Raw genomic sequence first — 17,358 nt, forward strand, 5'->3', positions numbered from 1 at the left:
TATGCCTGTTACCTCAGCGCCGTCCGCCAGGCCCCAGCTCCCGTCCCTGACGGGGCTGAGGTTCATAGCCGCCGCACTGGTCTTCTTCTTCCACGCCTCGCTGATCTTCATTTCCATGAACCCCTTCGCCGACGAGGACGTCGCCGACGGTTTCCGCTGGCTGTTCAGCAAGGCCGGGTGGATGGGGGTCTCGTTCTTCTTCGTGCTGAGCGGATTCGTCCTGACCTGGTCGGCCAAGCCCCATGACACGATCACGGGGTTCCTGCGCCGTCGTCTGCTGAAAATCTTCCCCAACCACGTCGCCACCTGGGTGATGGCGATGTTCCTCTTCGGCGGGACGGCCATCCCGCTGGGGGTCTGGCTGCCGAACATACTGCTGGTCCACTCGTGGAATCCCGACCCGACGGTCCACATGGGCCTCAACGCCCCGGCCTGGTCGCTCTGCAGCGAACTGCTCTTCTATCTGCTGTTCCCGTTCCTGATCCGGCCCGTCCTGCGGATCAGGGAGCGCTTCCTGTGGGTGTGGGCGGGGGGCATGACCGGCGGCATGCTGGCCGTGCAGCTGGTCACCGACTTCCTCGCGCCCAGCAGCCCCGATGCCCCTGGTACGGACGTGACGGTCTGGCAGTTCTGGTTCGGTTACAACTTCCCGCCGGTGCGGATGTTCGAGTTCGTCCTCGGCATGATCCTGGCGCGGCTGGTGCTGTCGGGAGCGTTCACCCGGATCCGGATTCTTCCGGCGGCCCTGCTGTGCGTGGTGGGGTACGCCGTGGCGATGGTGGTGCCATTCCTGTACGGCCTGAACCTGGCGACGATCGTGCCCGTCTCCCTGCTGATCTGCGCGGTCGCCCGCGCCGACATCGAGCGCCGGCCCACCGTGCTGCGCGGACGCACGATGCAGTGGCTCGGCACGGTCTCCTTCGGCTTCTACCTCGCCCAGCAGATCGTTCTCACCTTCTTCCGCGACACACTGATGGATCTCCAGACGTACTCCACTCCGGTCGGCATCGCCATTGTGGCTGCGGAGTTCGTCGCCGCCCTCGCGGTGGGCTGGCTGCTCCTGACCTGTGTGGAGCGTCCCGTGATGCGGCGCTGGGCCAGGCCCCGCGCCAAACCCCCGTTCCTGCCCGCGGAATCCACTTCCGACCGGCAGCTCACCCCCGCCTCGTGAAAGGCAGTTCGCTTCCCATGCCCTCGTCGTCCCCTCCTGCCGGCGCGGTCGGATCTGCCGAGCGCCCGAGAGTCAAACTCCCCTCGTTGACGGGGCTGAGGTTCATAGCCGCCGCACTGGTCTTCTTCTTCCACGCCACCTTCAGCGACCCGCCGATGAATCCGTACGCCGACGAGAACTGGCAGGAAGGTTTCCGCTGGCTGTTCAGCAAGGCCGGGTGGATGGGGGTCTCGTTCTTCTTCGTGCTGAGCGGATTCGTCCTGACCTGGTCGGCCAAGCCCCATGACACGATCACGGGGTTCCTGCGCCGTCGTCTCCTGAAGATCTTCCCCAACCACGTCGCGATGTGGGCCCTCGCCATGGTGCTGTTCGCCGGCGCGATGACTCCGGTCTCGGCCTGGCTGCCGAACTTCTTCCTGCTCCACTCCTGGTTCCCGCAGCACGGTACCTACATCAGTGTGAATCCGCCGAGCTGGTCGCTCTGCAGCGAACTGCTCTTCTATCTGCTGTTCCCGTTCCTGATCCGGCCCGTCCTGCGGATCAGGGAGCGCTTCCTGTGGGTGTGGGCGGGGGCCATGGCCGGCGGCATGCTGGCCGTGCAGCTGGTCACGGACTTCCTGGTGCCCCAGCAGCCGGAGGGACCCGAGGGCTTCGGCATCTCCGTGGCGCAGTTCTGGTTCGGTTACAACTTCCCGCCGGTGCGGATGTTCGAGTTCGTCCTCGGCATGATCCTGGCGCGGCTGGTGCTGTCGGGAGCGTTCACCCGGATCCGGATTCTTCCGGCGGCCCTGCTGTGCGTGGTGGGGTACGCCGTGGCGATGGTGGTGCCATTCCTGTACGGCCTGAACCTGGCGACGATCGTGCCCGTCTCCCTGCTGATCTGCGCGGTCGCCCGCGCCGACATCGAGCGCCGGCCCACCGTGCTGCGCGGACGCACGATGCAGTGGCTCGGCACGGTCTCCTTCGGCTTCTACCTCGCCCAGTACGTGGTGATGTACTTCGGCCGCACCGCGCTGATGGACGAGCGGCTCTTCGACCCGTTCCCCGGAACCCTGGTGCTGATCGGGTTCTTCTTCGCCACCCTGCTGGTCGGCTGGCTGCTCCTGATGTGTGTCGAGCGTCCCGTCATGCGCCGCTGGGCGAGACCGGACAGGGGCGCGGGCGCCGCACCGGAGCCAGGACAGGAAGAGCGCCGGCCCGCCCCGGCTCTGCGCTGACCCCGGCTCCGCCCGCGGTGTCTCCCACGACCTCTCACATTTCCCGTACATCCATCCCCGATCCCTCGGAGGCACTCGTGTCCAAGATCGACGTCAACGGCATCGCCGTCCACTACACCGCCCAGGGCAACGGCCGCGGCCTGCTGTTCGTCCACGGCACCGCCGCCGACGGCGAAACCAACTTCGGCCATGTGCGGGAGCACTTCACCGACCGATTCACCGTCATCACCCCCGACTACTCGGGCAGCGGTCACACCCCCCTGCACGAGGGAGAGCTGAGCCTCGACGAGCTGGTCGACCAGGTGATCGGGGCCGCCCGCGCGGCGACCGACGAGCCGATCGACATCGTCGGATTCTCGCTCGGCGCGGTCGTCGCGGCGGCTGCCGCCGCCAAGCACCCCGAGCTCGTCCGCCGCCTGATCCTCATCAACGGGTGGGCCCGCAACGACGACCCCCGCCAGCAGCTGGCCCTCGACCTGTGGCGACGCCTGCCGGACATCGACGAGGACGCCTTCGCCGCATACAGCGCACTGCTGATCTTCTCCCCGCCCTTCCTCGCCGGGTTCGGCAGCGAGGGGGTCAAGAGCACCGTCGCCGGGATCAAGGCCGAGCTGGGCACCCTGCGGCAGATCGAACTCGACGGCCGGGTCGACATCCGCGACCGCCTGGCGTCGATCACCGCCCGCACCCTGGTCATCGGCTCCACCCGGGACGTGTTGATCCCCGTCGAGCACTCGCGTGAGATCCACGCGGCCATCACCGGCAGCGACTACGCCGAACTCGAGAGCGGTCACATGGTCGTCTTCGAGAAGACAGAGCAACTGGTCGAGCTCGTGGGCGAGTTCCTCGACCGCGACTGACCGGACACACAGCGCCTCCACGGCCGGCGTGGGCGGCACGATCCCGCCCGCGCCCGCCGGCCCCTTCCCGCTTCCCGTATTCCTCCGGAGCCACCTTGTCCATCACCTCGGAATCCTCCGCGATATCCGCGGAGCGCACTGCCCAGACGTCCCGGACGTCCGAGGCACCCCCGGCGCCCCCGACGAACCGGGCGGTGCACGGAAGGCTCCCGTCCCTCACCGGGCTGCGCTTCATCGCCGCCCTGCTGGTGTTCGGGTACCACTCCTCGCTGGCCCTGCCGGCCCTCAACCCCTTCGCCTCGGACGACGTCGCGGACGGCTACCGGTGGCTGTTCAGTAACGCCGGCTGGGCCGGCGTGACCTTCTTCTTCATCCTCAGCGGATTCGTCCTGACCTGGTCGGCACGGTCCGGCGACCGGCCCCGGCACTTCTGGCGCCGTCGCTTCTTCAAGGTCTACCCGAACCATCTGGTCACCTGGGTACTGGCCCTCGTACTCCTCACCGGCGCCGCCACCCAGTGGTGGCAGGCCGTGCCGAACCTTTTCCTGGTGCATGCGTGGGTGCCGGAGTTCTCGGTGTTCCTCGGGGTCAACCCGCCGAGCTGGTCACTCGCCTGCGAGCTCTTCTTCTACCTCTGCTTCCCGCTGTTCCTGCGCTGGATCAAGCGGATCCCGTCCGCACACCTGTGGCGCTGGGCCATCGGGACCGCCGCTGCGGTGATCGCCGTCCCGGCGCTCGCGTACCTGCTGCTCCCTGGCGACCCGCCCATGCCGGAGGGCTCCCCGGCCTCCGTCTGGCAGTACTGGAGCGTGTACATGCTCCCTCCGGTACGCGCCATGGACTTCGTACTCGGCATGCTGATGGCACGCATCGTCCTCACCGGGGTCAGGTTCCGCGTGAAGCCGCTGCCCGCCGCACTTGCCTGCGTGGCGGCCTACGCGCTCTCCCTGTACATTCCTTGGCTCTACGCCCTCGACGCGGTCTTCGTCATCCCGATGGCCCTCTTGATCCCGGCAGTCGCGATGGCCGATGTCGAAGGCAGGCCGTCACTGTTGCGCAACCGCTTCCTCCACTGGCTCGGCGAGGTCTCCTTCGCCTTCTACATGGTCCATCTGATCCTGCTGAACGTCGTCCGGGAGCTGCTCGGACCCGACTTGTTCTTCGGAACCGCAGCGGGCTTCTGCGTGCTGCTGCTGGAGGCCGTGGCGACGCTCGGAGTGGCCTGGCTGATGTACGTGGCGGTCGAACGGCCTGCGATGAACCGCTGGGGCCGTCCCCGGAAGAAGGTGACCGCATGAGGGCCGTGACCTTCGACCGGTACGGACCGCCGGAGGTCCTCACCGTGGCAGAGCGGACCATGCCACGGCCCGGACCCCAGGACATCCTGGTCCGGGTGGCCGCGGTGGCGGTCAACCCGGTCGACGTGGCAGTACGCCGGGGTGACATCCCCTCCCCGCTGCTGCCGGCCGTCGTGGGCTGGGACGTCTCCGGCACCGTCGTCGAGGCGGGACCCCGTGCGACCCGCTTCCGGGCGGGTGACCGTGTGATTGCCGCGCGGTCCCCGCTGTCCACCGGAGCCGGGGTGTCCGCCGAATTCGTCGCCCTGGACGAGTCGCTCGCGGCGCACGCACCCGTCGGCGTTCCGCTGGAGGAGGCCGCCGCGCTGCCACTGGCCGCTCTCACCGCGGAGCAGGCACTGGCGCAGCTGGGTCCCGACTGCGGCCGTCTGCTGGTGGCCGGCGCCGGCGGCGCGGTGGGAGGCTTCGTCGTCCAGCTCGCGGCACTGCGCGGATGGCGGCCGAGCGGCCTGGCTCGCGGCGGCGACGCGGCGGCCGTGGCCGCCCTCGGGGCCTGCGAGGTCTTCTCCGACTTGGACGCACCTCCCGCCGGGGCGTTCGATGTCGTCATCGACGCGGCCGGCCGGCCGGAGACGGTGGCGGCGGTGCGCGAGGGGGGACGCTACCTGTCACTGACGCCTTTCGCCGTGCCGGAGCCCGAGAGGTCCGTAACGGTGGACATCTACGGTGTGCGGACCGACGGCAGCATGCTCGGCACTCTGGCACGCACGGTGGACGCGGGGCATCTGACCCTGCGCATCGCCCATGTCCTGCCCTTCGAGGACGCGCAGAAGGCGCATGCCCTCCTTGAAGGGGGCGGTATCCGCGGCAAGATCCTTCTGACACCGGACACCTGATCCGTACGGCTGCGGGGCGGGGAGGAGAACAGAACCCGTCCCCGCGCTCAGCCGACTGCGACGGACCTCCGCAGATGCCGGGGACGGCAGTCGTCCCCGGCGCCGGGCAGCTGTCCCCCGCCCCCACGAGCCCCGGGCCGCTCTTCGACTGCTCGACAGCGCGTCCACCGCCCTCCCGCGCCCACCGGGCGGCAGGCGCCGTCCGCCATGGCCCGGAACGAACCATTCCCACTGCTGAACAAGGTATCGGAGCGGAAGAGATGCACTGGTCAGGGATGTACACCGACACGGTGTCCGCCGCACACGGCGAGCCGGCGGGCACTGGGCAGGAGGCGAACCGACGGGCAGTACGCGCTCCGAGGACCCCGCGCGTGGCATGGACGACTCGGCGGAGGCGGTGATGCCGTTCACCGAGGCGCCCGTGGCCGACGAACGCCCGCCGTTCCACGTCCTGCTGGGTCCGGACGGCGCGGGAAAGTCCTCCGTCATGGTGGAGATCGCCACCCGGCTGCCCGGCTGGCGGACCCTCTCCACCGACCACGGCCTCCTCGAACCAGGACACGAACTCGTCGGAACGCTGCGCCGGCAGGTCGTCCAGGACGTCCTGCCGCACCTGGGCACCCACTACTCGGCTGACTTCCTGGCCAGCGTGCTTCAGACCGCCGTGGTCCATCTCAAGGACGAACTGGCCCGGCACGAAGCCGGTGTGCCACTGCTCGTCGACTCCTATTACTACAAGATCCTCGCGAAGTGCCGTCTGGCCGGGATCCGGCACAACCCCATGTACGACTGGTGGCGTTCCTTCCCCCGGCCCCGCTCCGTCGTCTACGTCGACGTCACGCCCGAGTCCGCTTGGCGGCGCTCGGACGACGGCGCACGGCTCAACCCCCTGGAGTACTTCGGAGACCGCCCCGAATGGCTGGGCTTCGAGAGCTATCAGACGAGTCTTCGCAAACTGATGCTGGAAGAGGTGCGGGACGTGCCAGTGACGATCATCGAGGAGCAGCCGAGTGCGGCCAGGGCCGCCGAGGCCGTGGTGGAGGTGCTCGCGCCATGACCACGGACATGCGGAGCGCCGCGAGCGCCGCCGACGACGGACAGGGCTGGGCGGCGCCCGGGCACGCGGACCGCTACCGCCGGCGGGTCCTCGACGAACGGTCCCGGCTCGCCCACGCACTCGGCGACATGCGGGGCTGGCAGCACGATGTCCTCGCCGATCTGCTCGATTTCAACAGCGGCACCGAATTCGGCAGGCAGCACGGATTCGGCCGAGTGCGAGACATCGACGATTTCCGCAAGGCCGTCCCCGTGCGGGACTACTCCGCCCATGCACCACTCATCGAGCGAATGGCGGGCGGCGAGCCGAACCTGCTCTCGGCCGACCAGCCCGTCGTGTACTTCACCAGCAGCGGAAGCACCGGCGCCCACAAGAAGATCCCGGTCACGCCGCAGTTCATGCGGACCACCTTCTTCCCCTTCTACTACGCGGCCTGGGCTCCGCTCATCGAGAACTTCCCCGATGTGACGCACCGGCCCGACGCCGTCCTCAACCTCAAGCACGATCCACTGACCGCCCCACCCACCACGTCGGGGGGCCGGCCCCACGTCGGCGCGAGCCAGGTGGACTTCGGTGCCCAGTTCGGCGAGCCGTTGTCCGCCGAACTGGGCACCGCCGCCCCCTGGGGCACCCTTCCCGTGGACGTCGCTCCCGACGACCACGCGGAGAAGATGTACCTGCGGCTGCGGCTTGCCGTGCAGAGCGACGTACGCTGCCTGATCGGCATCAATCCGGCGATGATCGCCGCTGTGCCGTACCAGCTCACCCTGTGGTGGGAACGGATCGTCAAGGAGGTACGCGACGGAACGCTGGGCGGTATGCCGTACGGCAGCCCGGACCCGGCGCGAGCCGCCGAACTGGCCTTCATCGCAGACTACTTCGGCGCAGTGGACCCGGCCCGCGTGTGGCCGCGGATCCGGGCCCTGTTCGGCTGGACGACGGGTGTAGCCTCCCTGTACCTGCCCTCCCTGCGTGAGCGTTTCGGGATCGGCGTCGCGGCGCTGCCGGCTCCTGTGGCCGCATCGGAGGGGCCGGTCGGGGTGCCGCTGGACCGGCACGGCTCGGCGGGCAGCCTGGTCGTCACCGCGTCCGTGTACGAGTTCGTCGACGCCGACGCCGATCTCACTCCCGACACCGAGACGCTGCTGCCGAGCGAGCTGGAGGCCGGACGCGAGTACCACGTGATCTTCAGTCACGTGGGCGGCCTCTACCGGTACGCGGGGGGCGATGTCGTGAGGGTGGTGGACATGCCCGGCGGGGTGCCCAGGGTCGCCTACGCGGGCCGTTCCGGCCGGTCCGACGCGGCGGGGGAGCGTCTGCGTGAGTCGCAGGTGCTCAGGGCCCTGCGCTCCGCGCTGACTGCCACCGGCCTGGGACTCGTCAACGTGTGCTGCCGGACCGAGCGCAGGCCCGGAGAGGACGCGGCGTACTACGTCTTCGCCGTTGCTCCGGAGTCCCCCTGGCAGCCGGCCGAGATCGTCCGTTTCACCGAGCTCCTCGACGAGGCACTGGCGCGTGAGTCAGCCGGCTACGCCGGGGCCCGGACCCAGCGCCGTCTGGCAGCCCCGGTCCTGCGTCTCCTGGACCGGGACGCCTTCCAACGGGACTGGCACGCCGCAGTCGCCACCGGAATCCGTCCCACCCAGGTCAAGGACCGTCTGTTCCGCCAGGACGACGCGCTCTGGCGCCGCCTGACAGGCGGCGTCTGAGACGTACGGGAGAAGCGCCGCCTGCCACCATGCCCGGCCTTCACGGCCGTGCGCTGTCGCGCCACGCCCAGTTCCACCCCGAGCATCCACGCACAAGGAGAGCCCCAGATGACCGAACTGCTCAACCCGGTCGAACGGACCGCACTGCTCACAGCGGCGCTTCGGGCCGCCGAGACGCGGCGGGAGGACCGGCTCTACGAGGATCCGTACGCCGCGCGGCTCTGCGGTGACGCCGGGCCCGAACTGCTTGCCGAGGTGCGGGCCGCCACATTTCCACCCGACCGGCCGCGGTCGCTGCCCAGCACCCCCGACTACAACGCCATCCGTACCCGGTTCTTCGACGAGTTCCTGCGCGGCGCCGCGGAGGATCCGGGCATGACGCAGATCGTTCTGGCGCCCTCCGGTATGGACTCCCGTGCCTACCGCATGGATTGGCCCGCCCACATCCGCTACTTCGAGGTGGACCGCCCGGCGGTCCTGGAGTTCAAGGCCGACCGGCTAGAAGGTGTGCCTCCGCGCGTGGCACACCGTACCGTGGCCGTGGACCTTACCGCCGACGACTGGGAGCACCGGCTCATCGACAGCGGGTACGACCCCGCGCTGCCGTCCACCTGGCTGCTCGAGGGGCTGCTCTACTACATTCCGGAAGCCGACACCCACCGCATGCTGGAACGGGTGGCGGCAGTCTCCGCGCCCGGCAGCCGTATCGCCGCCGACCTCGTCAACAAGGCTGCCCTGACGTTGCCGCACATGCGGGGCCTGCTGGACGTCTTCGCGGGATGGGGCTGCCCCTGGCTGTTCGGCAGCGACGAACCGGAAGCCCTCTTCGCCCGTTTCGGGTTCGATGCCGTGGCAGACCAGCCCGGCGACACGGGAGCGGACTTCGGCCGTTGGCCCGACCCGGTTCCGGCACGCGGCGTCAAGGACGTGCGCCGGGTCTTCTTCGTCCACGGGCGGCGACGTTGACCGCGTGGGGGGACGGGCCGGGGACGGCCGCCGCTCCCGTGGTCGTCGTGGGTGGCAGCTTTGCTGGCCTCGCCACCGCCCTGGCCCTCGCCGGACATGGTTTCCGGGTGATGGTCCTGGAGCGTTCCGCCCCGCCCCCGGAGGGCCCGGTCGCCAAGGCCGCCGGGCTCTGGGACCGCCCCACCGTCCCACAGAGCGACCATTCGCACACACTCACCTCGCTCGGGGTGCGCGTTCTGCGCCGGTCCGCCCCATGGCTCCTGGAGAGAGCCGTGGCGGAAGGCGCGCGACTCCTCGACATCACGGAGGCGGCGCCCGTCGCAGGGCCAGGCGAGCCGGCCGACGACGACCTTGTGGCGTTGGCCGTGCGCCGTACCTTGCTCGAACTGCTTCTGTACCGCGCGGTACGCGACCTGCCGGGCGTCATCCTCGATCACGGGACGACGGTGCGGAGTCTGCTCTTCGACCCACCCCGGTCCCGTGTGACGGGCGTGGTGACCGAGCGCGGCGAGCGGCTGCCCGCGCGGTTCGTGGTGGACGCCACGGGCCGTCGGGCCGCCTCTCTCTCCTGGCTGGCGGACGCCGGGGTACCCGTGGGCGAGGACCTGACGGCCCCCACCCAGCTGCGCTGTTTCTCCCGCTTCTACCAACTGTCCACCCACGGCCACACGCTGCCAGGCCCCCTCAACCGAGGAAACGCCGCCGGGGGCATCTGGGACCACTACGCCGCGGTCGTGCACCCCGCCGACAACGGCATCTTCGCGATCTCCATAGGGGCGCCGACCGGCGACACCGGCACGAATCCTCTGCGCACACCAGCGGGCTTCACGGCTGCCGCTCGTCTGTCGCCGCACGTGGCGCCGTTCGCCGACGAACGGATCGCGACACCACTGACAGGTGTACGCGCCATCACCACGCCTCCCAACATCCTTCGTTCCACCGCCCGGCCGGGCCGCTGGCAGGTGGCCGGCCTGTTCCCCGTCGGGGAAGCCGCGTGCGTCACCGATCCGCTGTACGGGCGTGGCATGTCGCTGGCTCTCCAGCATGCCTTCGCGCTTGCTGAACTCCTCGCGTCGTACCCGGAGGCGGGTGCAGCGCAGAGCGAGCGGGCAGTACGGATCGCCGACAGAATCCACCGCCCCTGGTTCGAGCAGGCCGTCCACGACAGCCGGGCGCGCACCCGGCTGTGGCGGGCCCGTGCCGAGAACACCGGGCCGGCGCCGGTGCCGCCCGTCGCGCCCGGCCGTCCCGCCTTGTCCGAGGTGGCGAGCGGGGCGGCCGGCGACGCCACGCTCTGGCGTGGCCTGGTCCGCATCCTGATGGGCCTCAACACGCCTGCGGAGATACTCGACTCGGCCGATTTCAGAGTACGGGTTCGGGCGGCCGACGCCGCTGGTGGTGTGCCGGCCGACTTGCTGCCCCCCACCCGCGCGGAACTGCTGTCCGCTCTGGGCACAGGCGGGCGGGACTGATGGCCGACGCGCGGCGCAAGGTGCTGCTGGCACCGGTCACCGTCACCCCGTCCAAACCGCTGACCCCCAGCCATCTCAAGGGCCTGCTCTGGGCGGACGTGATGTACCGGGCCACCAAGGCGTACGCCGAGGTGACCTACCGCTACAGCCACACCACGTACCACCGCACCGAACAGACTTCCGGTTTCTGGGAGTTCCTCGACCGCGTCCGACCCGGCGCCGACTACGCGGCACTGTCGGAGTCCGACGTCGGGGAGCTGTATGTCCGCTACCGCGCCGAGGGCCACGCTCCCACCGCCGGCGCCCTCCGCCCCTACGCCGAGGCCATCGAGAACGACGGCTTCGTGCACCCAGCCGGGGCTCGCGTGCTGAGGCTGTGGGCGGGTCACTACGAGCGGCTCGGACTGCACGACCCTGGACTGCTCGCACACCAGCCCCCCGGATTCGGCTTGGAGGAGATGATCGAGGACCTGCTCGCCACAGGGCTGGGCCTCGACCAGCGGGACGTGGGCGGGCCGGTGTACCTCGACGCCACACGGTACGGGCTGCCGCTGCGGCAGATCGTCACCGCCGACGGGCGCCCCAACTACGTTGCCTGCGCGCTTCGCGAGCTCCTGCCGCTCGCGCCTCGGTACGACGAGATCGTGCTCCTCTACGACCGGGAACTCGACCCCGACTACCGGGCGTTGGAGCGCGTACTGAGCCTCAAGGGGCCGACCGTCCACCGAGTGCCGATCGGTCGGGTCCCCATCGGCGGGAAGATCAGCTCGGCCCGGCGCGGTGGCTGGGGCGACCACACCGTGGAGGCACTGCTGCGTTCGTTCGCCGACGCCGCCGATCCGGCGGCCGTCCGGCTCGCCATGCGGCTGTACTTCATCGCCTCGCTCGGGCCGGGGCAGCAGGATTCGTTCCGGCGCGACCTGCTCGGTAGATACCTGGTCCGTGCGGAAGGGCTTCTGAGCCGGGCCGCCGAGGCGCCTGAAGTGGGGCCCGAGGCCCTGTCGGCGCTGCTCCGGCGGCACAGGCGAGGTCACATCCACACCTATGTGGATCCCTACCGGCTCACCTCGTCCCTGCTCGGCCGACGCGGTCCGGCCGTCGGCCGCTCCCTGCTCGCCACGGTGTCTCCATGAATTCCGCCGGCTCTGTTCCCTTGAGCGCTCCCGGCAGTCATGGCGCCTGTCGGGTTCCCACCGAGCTTCTCGGGCCCGAGCAGCTGCTCACGGTCGCGGCCGGACGGCTGCGTGCGGCCCGGCCCGCCTTGGCCGCGCGGTTCGACCTGACCAGCCCGGCCGGCCTTCTCGCGGCCAGGACCGCGCTCGCCGCCGACGACACGGATCCGACGGGAGGCCCTCTGACCGTCACGGTTGTGGACCGCTTCCGCCTCCCTCAGTGGGTGGCCGAGACCTGCGCTTTCGCGCTCTCCGTTCCGGCGGAGCGCGCCGAGCCGTGGTGGCGCGCCTTCACCCGCACGGTCTTTCTGGCCGGCCGGCCGGTCAACCTCACCGACCGGTTCTTCTTCGACCACGTGGCCGGGAACGGCTCCGTAGCTTGGGCGGGCCCTGTTCCCGGCGGACAGACCGCCGCACTGCGCCGACTGCTCAAGACGTTCAGCGGCACCCGGGAAGTCTCCGCGTGGGCCCCCATGGACGTGGAGGTGCGGGCACCGTCCCACGGCGTCGCGGAGCGTCGGCCCGTTCACCGCGACCTGTATGTCGCCACCGAGCAGATCACCGTCTCCGAGCTGTTGGTCCAGGTGAACCACCTCCTCGTCGAGGCGGTTCTGGACGGTCTGATCGCCCACGGGGACCGGCTGACCCTGCGGTCCGTCGACCGGCTGACCGGCCCGGCGGTCCCCTTCGCCGCTCTGCGTGTCGACACGGATACCCACCGGCCGGAGGAACTCCGCGCCTACGCCGGCCTGACCGAGGAGATCTGAATATGCCCGACACACTGCCCACCGCCACGGCCCCGGCGCGCACCGTCCGCCTGGGTGTCCATGGCGCTCCGCACCTCGCAGCCCGCATCGTCACGGCAGCAGGACACAACCCGCGGGAGGTGGAGTTCGTCCCTTACGACGTCGCCGATCCGTTCGGGCCACTACGCGAGCACGCCATGGACATGATGATCGTCAAATATGATCCACGGGAGCCGGACATCGCCGTGAGCAGGCCGGTGGCCTTCGACGGCCGCGCGTTGATCGTCGGCGCCCACCACCCTCTCGCCGGCCGCGACACGGTCTCCATCGAGGAAGCCGCCTGTTACGACTCCTTCTCCTGCCCGGGTGGCTTCCCCTCGTACGTCTGGGACGAGGTGGTCCCGCCTCGCACACCCTCCGGCACACCGATCCGCCGCCCGCACCCGATGACCACCGTGGAAGGCATGGCCCGGATACTCGCCACCACGCAGGCCGTCCACGTCTCGTTCCGATCGCTCGACGCGGTGCTGCCACCCCATATCCGTGCGGTTCCCATGCACGACCTGCCCCCCGCCCCCGTGGCCCTCGCCCGGCTTCGCGGCCTGGAGCTCCCACCACGCGCCGCAGCCCTGCTGGCCGATGCCGAGCGAGGTGCGCGGTGACGAGCGCTGTCGGGTCCCGGCTCCATCCCGTCGTTCTCCTGCACGCCCTGCCGCTCAACTCCGCGATGTGGCGCTCCCAGGCGGCCGCGCTGCGCGCTCGCGGCCACCTCGTCCTCACCCCCGACCAGCGTGGCTTCGGCACCACCCCGCTGGGCTCCGGGCCGCCGTCCCTCGACATCGTGGCCGACGACCTCGCCGCCCTCCTCGACGAGCGTGACATCGATGGTGTGGCCCTTGCCGGATGTTCGATGGGCGGCTACGTGGCGATGGCGTTCTTGCGCCGCCACCCCGGCCGCGTCCGCGCCCTCGCACTGCTCGCCAGCAGGGCTACCGCGGACACGCACGAGACGGCGGCCGAGCGACTGCGGTTCGCCGATCTGATGCTCGACGAGACACTCCACGGCCAAGTGGTGCGCCGAACTGCTCCGTTACTCCTCGGTGCCAGTACCCGAGCCCAATGCCCGGACCTGGTCGAGGAGGTCCTGGCCATGGCCGAGGACGCCCCGCCCGAGACAGTGGCCTGGGCGCAGCGCGCCATCGCGGCACGCCCCGACTCTCTGTCCGTCCTGCGGGCCACCGGCGTACCTGCCGTCGTCGTTACAGGGGCGGAGGACGAACTCGTCTCCCTCCAGGACGCGGCGCGTACGGCCGACGCCCTGCCGCGCGGGCGGTTGGTCGTCGTGCCGGGGACCGGTCACCTCCAGCCGATGGAAGCGTCCGCCCAGGTCACCAGCCTCCTCACCACGCTGCTCGACGATGCCATGACGGCAGATCGGAACAGGTAGAACTCATGCTGACAAAGGATCATGCGTCGTGGGGGCACACGGCGTCGACGGGTCTCGGCTTCACCCACGACGAGATCGTCGACGCACATTTCGCCGCGTGCGCACCGCACTACCAAGCGGCCCTGGACCAGGCGGGCATCCGCTCCGGCTGGCATGTTCTCGATGCCGGCTGCGGTAGCGGCGCCTTCCTTCCCTGGCTGTCCGACCTGGTCGGTCCCGCTGGTCAGGTATCGGCGATCGATCTCGCTGAGGAGAACGCGGCGCTCGCCGCCGGGCGAATGCGCGAGGTCCGTACCCACTGCACCTTCGATGTCAGGCAGGGCGACATACTCGACCTTCCCTATGAAGACGACACTTTTGACGCAGTCTGGTGCGCCAATACCACGCAGTACCTCGACGACAGTGAACTCGGTTACGCAATAGCGCAGTTCCGCCGCGTTGTGCGACCTGGCGGGATCGTTGCCGTCAAAGACCTGGATGCCTCGCTCATCACCGTGGGCCCGGGTGACCCCTTCTTGTACACGGACTTCTTCCGGCATGCTGCCCGCACCTCCGGCTACGCGCGCCAACTGCTGCGCACCCGCCGGCTGCACCGGGCGTTGGAAGAGGCGGGACTGGTGGCGGTGCGGCAGCGGACGATGCTGATTGAGCACCACGCACCGCTGGACCGGGCGACCCTGGGGTTCTACGCACAAGCCTGCGCCGCTGTCGCCCGGCAGGCGGTCGGCATGGGGCTGGCGGGCAGCTGGGAGCCCTTCCTTGATCCGGACGACGCGGCCAACCCGCTACGGGCACACGACGGTTACATCAGTGAGGGCAATAGCGTCGCTGTGGGCATCGTCCCAACGGCCTCCTGAAGATCGCCGCCCATGTCGCACCGGATACGGTGAAGAGGAGCAGAGCTGCCACTCGCCCTCGTCAGGCGACGAGCTGGTCGAAGGGGGCGACGCCCTTCCACGAAACCACCGCGGGTCGGCACGAGGCGGGTGGGTACCTCGTGCCGGCCTTCCCGCCAGGTGTCAGCTGCGGGCGGGCCGTTCGAGGACTGTTGTCGATGCGAGAACGGCCCTCATACGCCGGTGCCGCTGCACCGACCCGACGGCAAGCAAACGAGGGTGGGAGAAAGCTGCCCGCGTGATCCGGGCACAAACGAGGCCCGGCACCACAGGGGTCGGGGCCGTCCGTCGAGTTCCGGCGAAGGGCGACGGCTGTCGTACAGCCCAGCGGCCGGGTGTGGCCGGCGCGGCTGCGTACCCGGCGACGATCGACCGAATACTCTGTGCGCCGCCCCGCGCAGGGAACGCTGGCGTCGGGTAGCTCACCGCGGCCGCGGATTGCACGGTGCCGAGAGAGCAGACCGCATGCACGATTACGCAGAAGCACGCGGCCGGCCGGCGGTCCAGCAGGTGAGCGGAGCTGTCGTCAGTCCGAAGGCGGAGTCGTACACGATGACCAGCAGCCCATCCGTGATCGCGCGACTCGCAGCTCGTCGGCGATCGGCGTCAGCAGTCCGACCGACGGGGGCTCCGTGGTGACGACGACGCAGGTCGTGGCGGCGAGAACGAGCAGGCCGGCCCGACGCCGCGGCGACGTCGTGGGCGGACGGCCTGATCCGGAAGGAGCGTTGCTCACGGTGACGTGGCGGGGAGGGCGGCGAGGAAATCGCGGACGTGGCGGAGCCAGGTCGCTCGGTCTGCCGGGTTCAGGAGGTGCGCTGCGCCGGGCAGTTCGATCAGCTGGGCGCCCGGGATGCCTCCCGCTAGGCGGTACGAGCTCTCCGGCAGCACCAGCCGGTCGCCGGTCGGCGCCACCACCAGGGTGGGGGCGGACACCGTCGCGAGGTCGGCCCGGACGTCCACGCGGGACACCAGGTCGAAGTGGTCCAGCATGCCCGGCGGCATTGCGGTCAGGGTCTGGGCGACCGGTTCGTCGAGGGCGGCCGGTTCGAGGTCCGCCAGGTCCGCCGGCGACATGCAGGACAGGAGGGCGAGCCGTGCCACGTCCTCCCACTGGCCGGCCGCCGCAAGGGACTTGATCAGCTGGGCGCCGAGTGCCAGGACGGGGTCGGCGATAGAGAAACCGGCTGTGAGGACGAGGGCCCGGACACGGTCGGGGTGCCGTGTGGCGATCCGGACGGCCACGGCACTGCCGAGGGACTCCCCGAGGACGGCGAATGAGTCCTGGCCGGCCGCGACGGCTGCTGCGACCAGGCGGTCGGCGAGGTCGTCCAGGTCCAGGGGTTCGATGGCTGCGGGGGAGCCACCCGCTCCGGGGTAGTGCGGGCCGACGAGGGTGTGGTCCTGGGCGAGGTCGTCGAGGACGAGGCCGAAGTTTCCCTCGATGCTGCCTCCGGCACCGTGGGCCAGCAGGAGCGCGGGGCCGCGCCCCTGCACGAGGACATCGAGGTGAGGGATGGGAAGCACGTGATCAGTGGTCATACACCGACGTTAAACTCCGACATCAGTGTCAGAGTCAAGTCGTGGTGTGTGCAGGGGAAGCGGGAATGGGGCGAGCGGTATGCGCATGAACGAAATGGTGCAGCGCACCACGGTGCATGAGCGGCTGCTGCGCTACTACGAGCAGCAGGGACTGCTGACGCCTGAGCGGTTGCCCAGCGGTTACCGCGTCTACGCCGAGTCGGACGTCGAGACAGTTCGCCGCATTCGCTGTCTGCTGGCGGCAGGTCTTTCCACCGCGCTGATCGCTCAGGTTCTACCGTGTATCCGGGCGGACGACGAGCGCCTCGTGCCCACCTGCCCGGACCTGCTCGCCCAACTGCGCCGGGAGAGCGAGCGAATCACCCGCGCCATCGAGGATTTACAGGCGTCCCACGCGATCCTCGACACCATCATCGCCGCTGTGCCCCCTGAGGGAGCCTGGAAGCCGAGGTCGTCTCAGCCGGGCGTTGCCGAGGCAAGCTGACAGAAAGCCCCGGATCGAGTGGCTTGCTGTTGCGAGGCGCATGGTGGGGTGCGGGTAGCCCCCGGAGGGGTGACACGGTCCGGCACGTCCCTCGGCGCCCGGACCTCGATTCTGGCGACCAGCGGAGACCTGGACTTCATGGAGATCTCCGGCACCACGGACACCGCAACGGTCCAGCTCACCCTCCGACGGGAGGGCCCCGTGCTCACAACGGCGGATCCGGCCTCTTCCCCCTCCTCGGGGCTGGACGGACAGTACGCGCCGGTCGGAAAGCACTTCTGGCACTCCCACCGTCGGCAGCGCCACACACCACATCAGCGGACGCCCCCGGTTCGACCGCCAACTGCGCACCCCGGACGGCGAACCCTCGCGCGTCACCTGGCTCGGACCCGACCTGAAGGGGCCCGCACCCGAGCGTCTGGCAC

At 70.0% G+C, this 17,358-nt stretch carries 16 protein-coding genes; 15 read left to right on the top strand and 1 reads right to left on the bottom strand.

Translation table 11 applies throughout. The features are described 5' to 3' along the window. The first annotated feature begins 1 nt into the window (after position 1). The 14 genes from OHB13_RS29445 to OHB13_RS29510 all read left to right on the top strand — a co-directional run bounded on the left by OHB13_RS29445 (position 2) and on the right by OHB13_RS29510 (position 14,868). Complete coding sequence (locus OHB13_RS29445; protein WP_328379071.1) at positions 2-1,171, top strand: acyltransferase family protein; 1,170 nt, start codon at positions 2-4, stop codon at positions 1,169-1,171. 86 nt (positions 1,172-1,257) lie between these two features. Next, entirely contained in the window at positions 1,258-2,388 is a 1,131-nt protein-coding gene (locus tag OHB13_RS29450; RefSeq protein ID WP_328379072.1) for an acyltransferase family protein, read from the top strand. 77 nt (positions 2,389-2,465) lie between these two features. Beyond that, positions 2,466-3,248: an alpha/beta fold hydrolase gene (locus OHB13_RS29455; protein WP_328379073.1), complete on the top strand. Its 783-nt coding sequence runs from the start codon at positions 2,466-2,468 to the stop codon at positions 3,246-3,248. 194 nt (positions 3,249-3,442) lie between these two features. Next, positions 3,443-4,546, top strand: a complete 1,104-nt coding sequence (locus OHB13_RS29460; protein WP_328379074.1) for an acyltransferase family protein — start codon at positions 3,443-3,445, stop codon at positions 4,544-4,546. Next, on the top strand, positions 4,543-5,442 hold the full coding sequence (locus tag OHB13_RS29465; protein WP_328379075.1) for an alcohol dehydrogenase catalytic domain-containing protein: 900 nt from the start codon (positions 4,543-4,545) through the stop codon (positions 5,440-5,442). Before OHB13_RS29460 ends, OHB13_RS29465 begins: the two co-directional genes overlap by 4 nt. Before the next feature lie 376 nt (positions 5,443-5,818). Next, positions 5,819-6,499 (top strand): hypothetical protein, encoded by a 681-nt coding sequence (locus tag OHB13_RS29470; RefSeq protein ID WP_328379076.1) that lies wholly within the window; start codon positions 5,819-5,821, stop codon positions 6,497-6,499. Continuing rightward, the gene (locus OHB13_RS29475) at positions 6,496-8,208 is read left to right on the top strand and encodes a GH3 family domain-containing protein (RefSeq protein WP_328379077.1); all 1,713 of its coding nucleotides are present in this window, start codon (positions 6,496-6,498) and stop codon (positions 8,206-8,208) included. The genes OHB13_RS29470 and OHB13_RS29475 overlap by 4 nt, the downstream gene beginning before the upstream one ends. A gap of 108 nt (positions 8,209-8,316) precedes the next feature. After that, entirely contained in the window at positions 8,317-9,174 is an 858-nt protein-coding gene (locus OHB13_RS29480) for a class I SAM-dependent methyltransferase (RefSeq protein WP_328379078.1), read from the top strand. Continuing rightward, complete coding sequence (locus tag OHB13_RS29485) at positions 9,171-10,646, top strand: NAD(P)/FAD-dependent oxidoreductase (RefSeq protein WP_328379079.1); 1,476 nt, start codon at positions 9,171-9,173, stop codon at positions 10,644-10,646. The genes OHB13_RS29480 and OHB13_RS29485 overlap by 4 nt, the downstream gene beginning before the upstream one ends. Next, positions 10,646-11,779 carry a hypothetical protein gene (locus OHB13_RS29490; protein ID WP_328379080.1) on the top strand — a complete coding sequence of 378 codons (1,134 nt, stop codon included), beginning with the start codon at positions 10,646-10,648 and terminating at the stop codon, positions 11,777-11,779. The genes OHB13_RS29485 and OHB13_RS29490 overlap by 1 nt, the downstream gene beginning before the upstream one ends. Then, positions 11,776-12,585 (top strand): DUF6182 family protein, encoded by an 810-nt coding sequence (locus OHB13_RS29495; protein ID WP_328379081.1) that lies wholly within the window; start codon positions 11,776-11,778, stop codon positions 12,583-12,585. The genes OHB13_RS29490 and OHB13_RS29495 overlap by 4 nt, the downstream gene beginning before the upstream one ends. Positions 12,586-12,587: 2 nt before the next feature. After that, positions 12,588-13,226 (top strand): LysR substrate-binding domain-containing protein, encoded by a 639-nt coding sequence (locus OHB13_RS29500; protein WP_328379082.1) that lies wholly within the window; start codon positions 12,588-12,590, stop codon positions 13,224-13,226. After that, a complete protein-coding gene (locus OHB13_RS29505) occupies positions 13,223-14,011 on the top strand; it encodes an alpha/beta fold hydrolase (RefSeq protein ID WP_328379083.1) in 789 nt (262 codons plus the stop codon). The genes OHB13_RS29500 and OHB13_RS29505 overlap by 4 nt, the downstream gene beginning before the upstream one ends. 5 nt (positions 14,012-14,016) lie before the next feature. Continuing rightward, positions 14,017-14,868, top strand: coding sequence for a class I SAM-dependent methyltransferase (locus OHB13_RS29510; protein ID WP_328379084.1), 852 nt, complete (start codon positions 14,017-14,019; stop codon positions 14,866-14,868). A gap of 771 nt (positions 14,869-15,639) precedes the next feature. On the opposite strand, the gene OHB13_RS29515 is transcribed toward OHB13_RS29510, so the two are convergent. Further along, positions 15,640-16,449, bottom strand: a complete 810-nt coding sequence (locus tag OHB13_RS29515) for an alpha/beta fold hydrolase (protein ID WP_328379085.1) — start codon at positions 16,447-16,449, stop codon at positions 15,640-15,642. A gap of 79 nt (positions 16,450-16,528) precedes the next feature. Here OHB13_RS29515 and OHB13_RS29520 point away from each other — a divergent pair, with 79 nt between their 5' ends. Beyond that, entirely contained in the window at positions 16,529-16,933 is a 405-nt protein-coding gene (locus tag OHB13_RS29520; protein WP_328379086.1) for a MerR family transcriptional regulator, read from the top strand. Positions 16,934-17,358: the final 425 nt, after the last annotated feature.

The organism is Streptomyces sp. NBC_00440 (assembly GCF_036014215.1).
Classification (GTDB): domain Bacteria; phylum Actinomycetota; class Actinomycetes; order Streptomycetales; family Streptomycetaceae; genus Streptomyces.

What these genes read in the sequence shown, in the direction of transcription:
- OHB13_RS29475 (WP_328379077.1), top strand. Translation starts at nt 6,496, where the DNA reads ATGACCACGGACATGCGGAGCGCCGCGAGCGCCGCCGACGACGGACAG.
- OHB13_RS29515 (WP_328379085.1), bottom strand. Translation starts at nt 16,449, where the DNA reads ATGACCACTGATCACGTGCTTCCCATCCCTCACCTCGATGTCCTCGTG.
- OHB13_RS29490 (WP_328379080.1), top strand. Translation starts at nt 10,646, where the DNA reads ATGGCCGACGCGCGGCGCAAGGTGCTGCTGGCACCGGTCACCGTCACC.
- OHB13_RS29500 (WP_328379082.1), top strand. Translation starts at nt 12,588, where the DNA reads ATGCCCGACACACTGCCCACCGCCACGGCCCCGGCGCGCACCGTCCGC.
- OHB13_RS29470 (WP_328379076.1), top strand. Translation starts at nt 5,819, where the DNA reads ATGGACGACTCGGCGGAGGCGGTGATGCCGTTCACCGAGGCGCCCGTG.
- OHB13_RS29445 (WP_328379071.1), top strand. Translation starts at nt 2, where the DNA reads ATGCCTGTTACCTCAGCGCCGTCCGCCAGGCCCCAGCTCCCGTCCCTG.
- OHB13_RS29520 (WP_328379086.1), top strand. Translation starts at nt 16,529, where the DNA reads ATGCGCATGAACGAAATGGTGCAGCGCACCACGGTGCATGAGCGGCTG.
- OHB13_RS29465 (WP_328379075.1), top strand. Translation starts at nt 4,543, where the DNA reads ATGAGGGCCGTGACCTTCGACCGGTACGGACCGCCGGAGGTCCTCACC.
- OHB13_RS29510 (WP_328379084.1), top strand. Translation starts at nt 14,017, where the DNA reads ATGCTGACAAAGGATCATGCGTCGTGGGGGCACACGGCGTCGACGGGT.
- OHB13_RS29480 (WP_328379078.1), top strand. Translation starts at nt 8,317, where the DNA reads ATGACCGAACTGCTCAACCCGGTCGAACGGACCGCACTGCTCACAGCG.
- OHB13_RS29495 (WP_328379081.1), top strand. Translation starts at nt 11,776, where the DNA reads ATGAATTCCGCCGGCTCTGTTCCCTTGAGCGCTCCCGGCAGTCATGGC.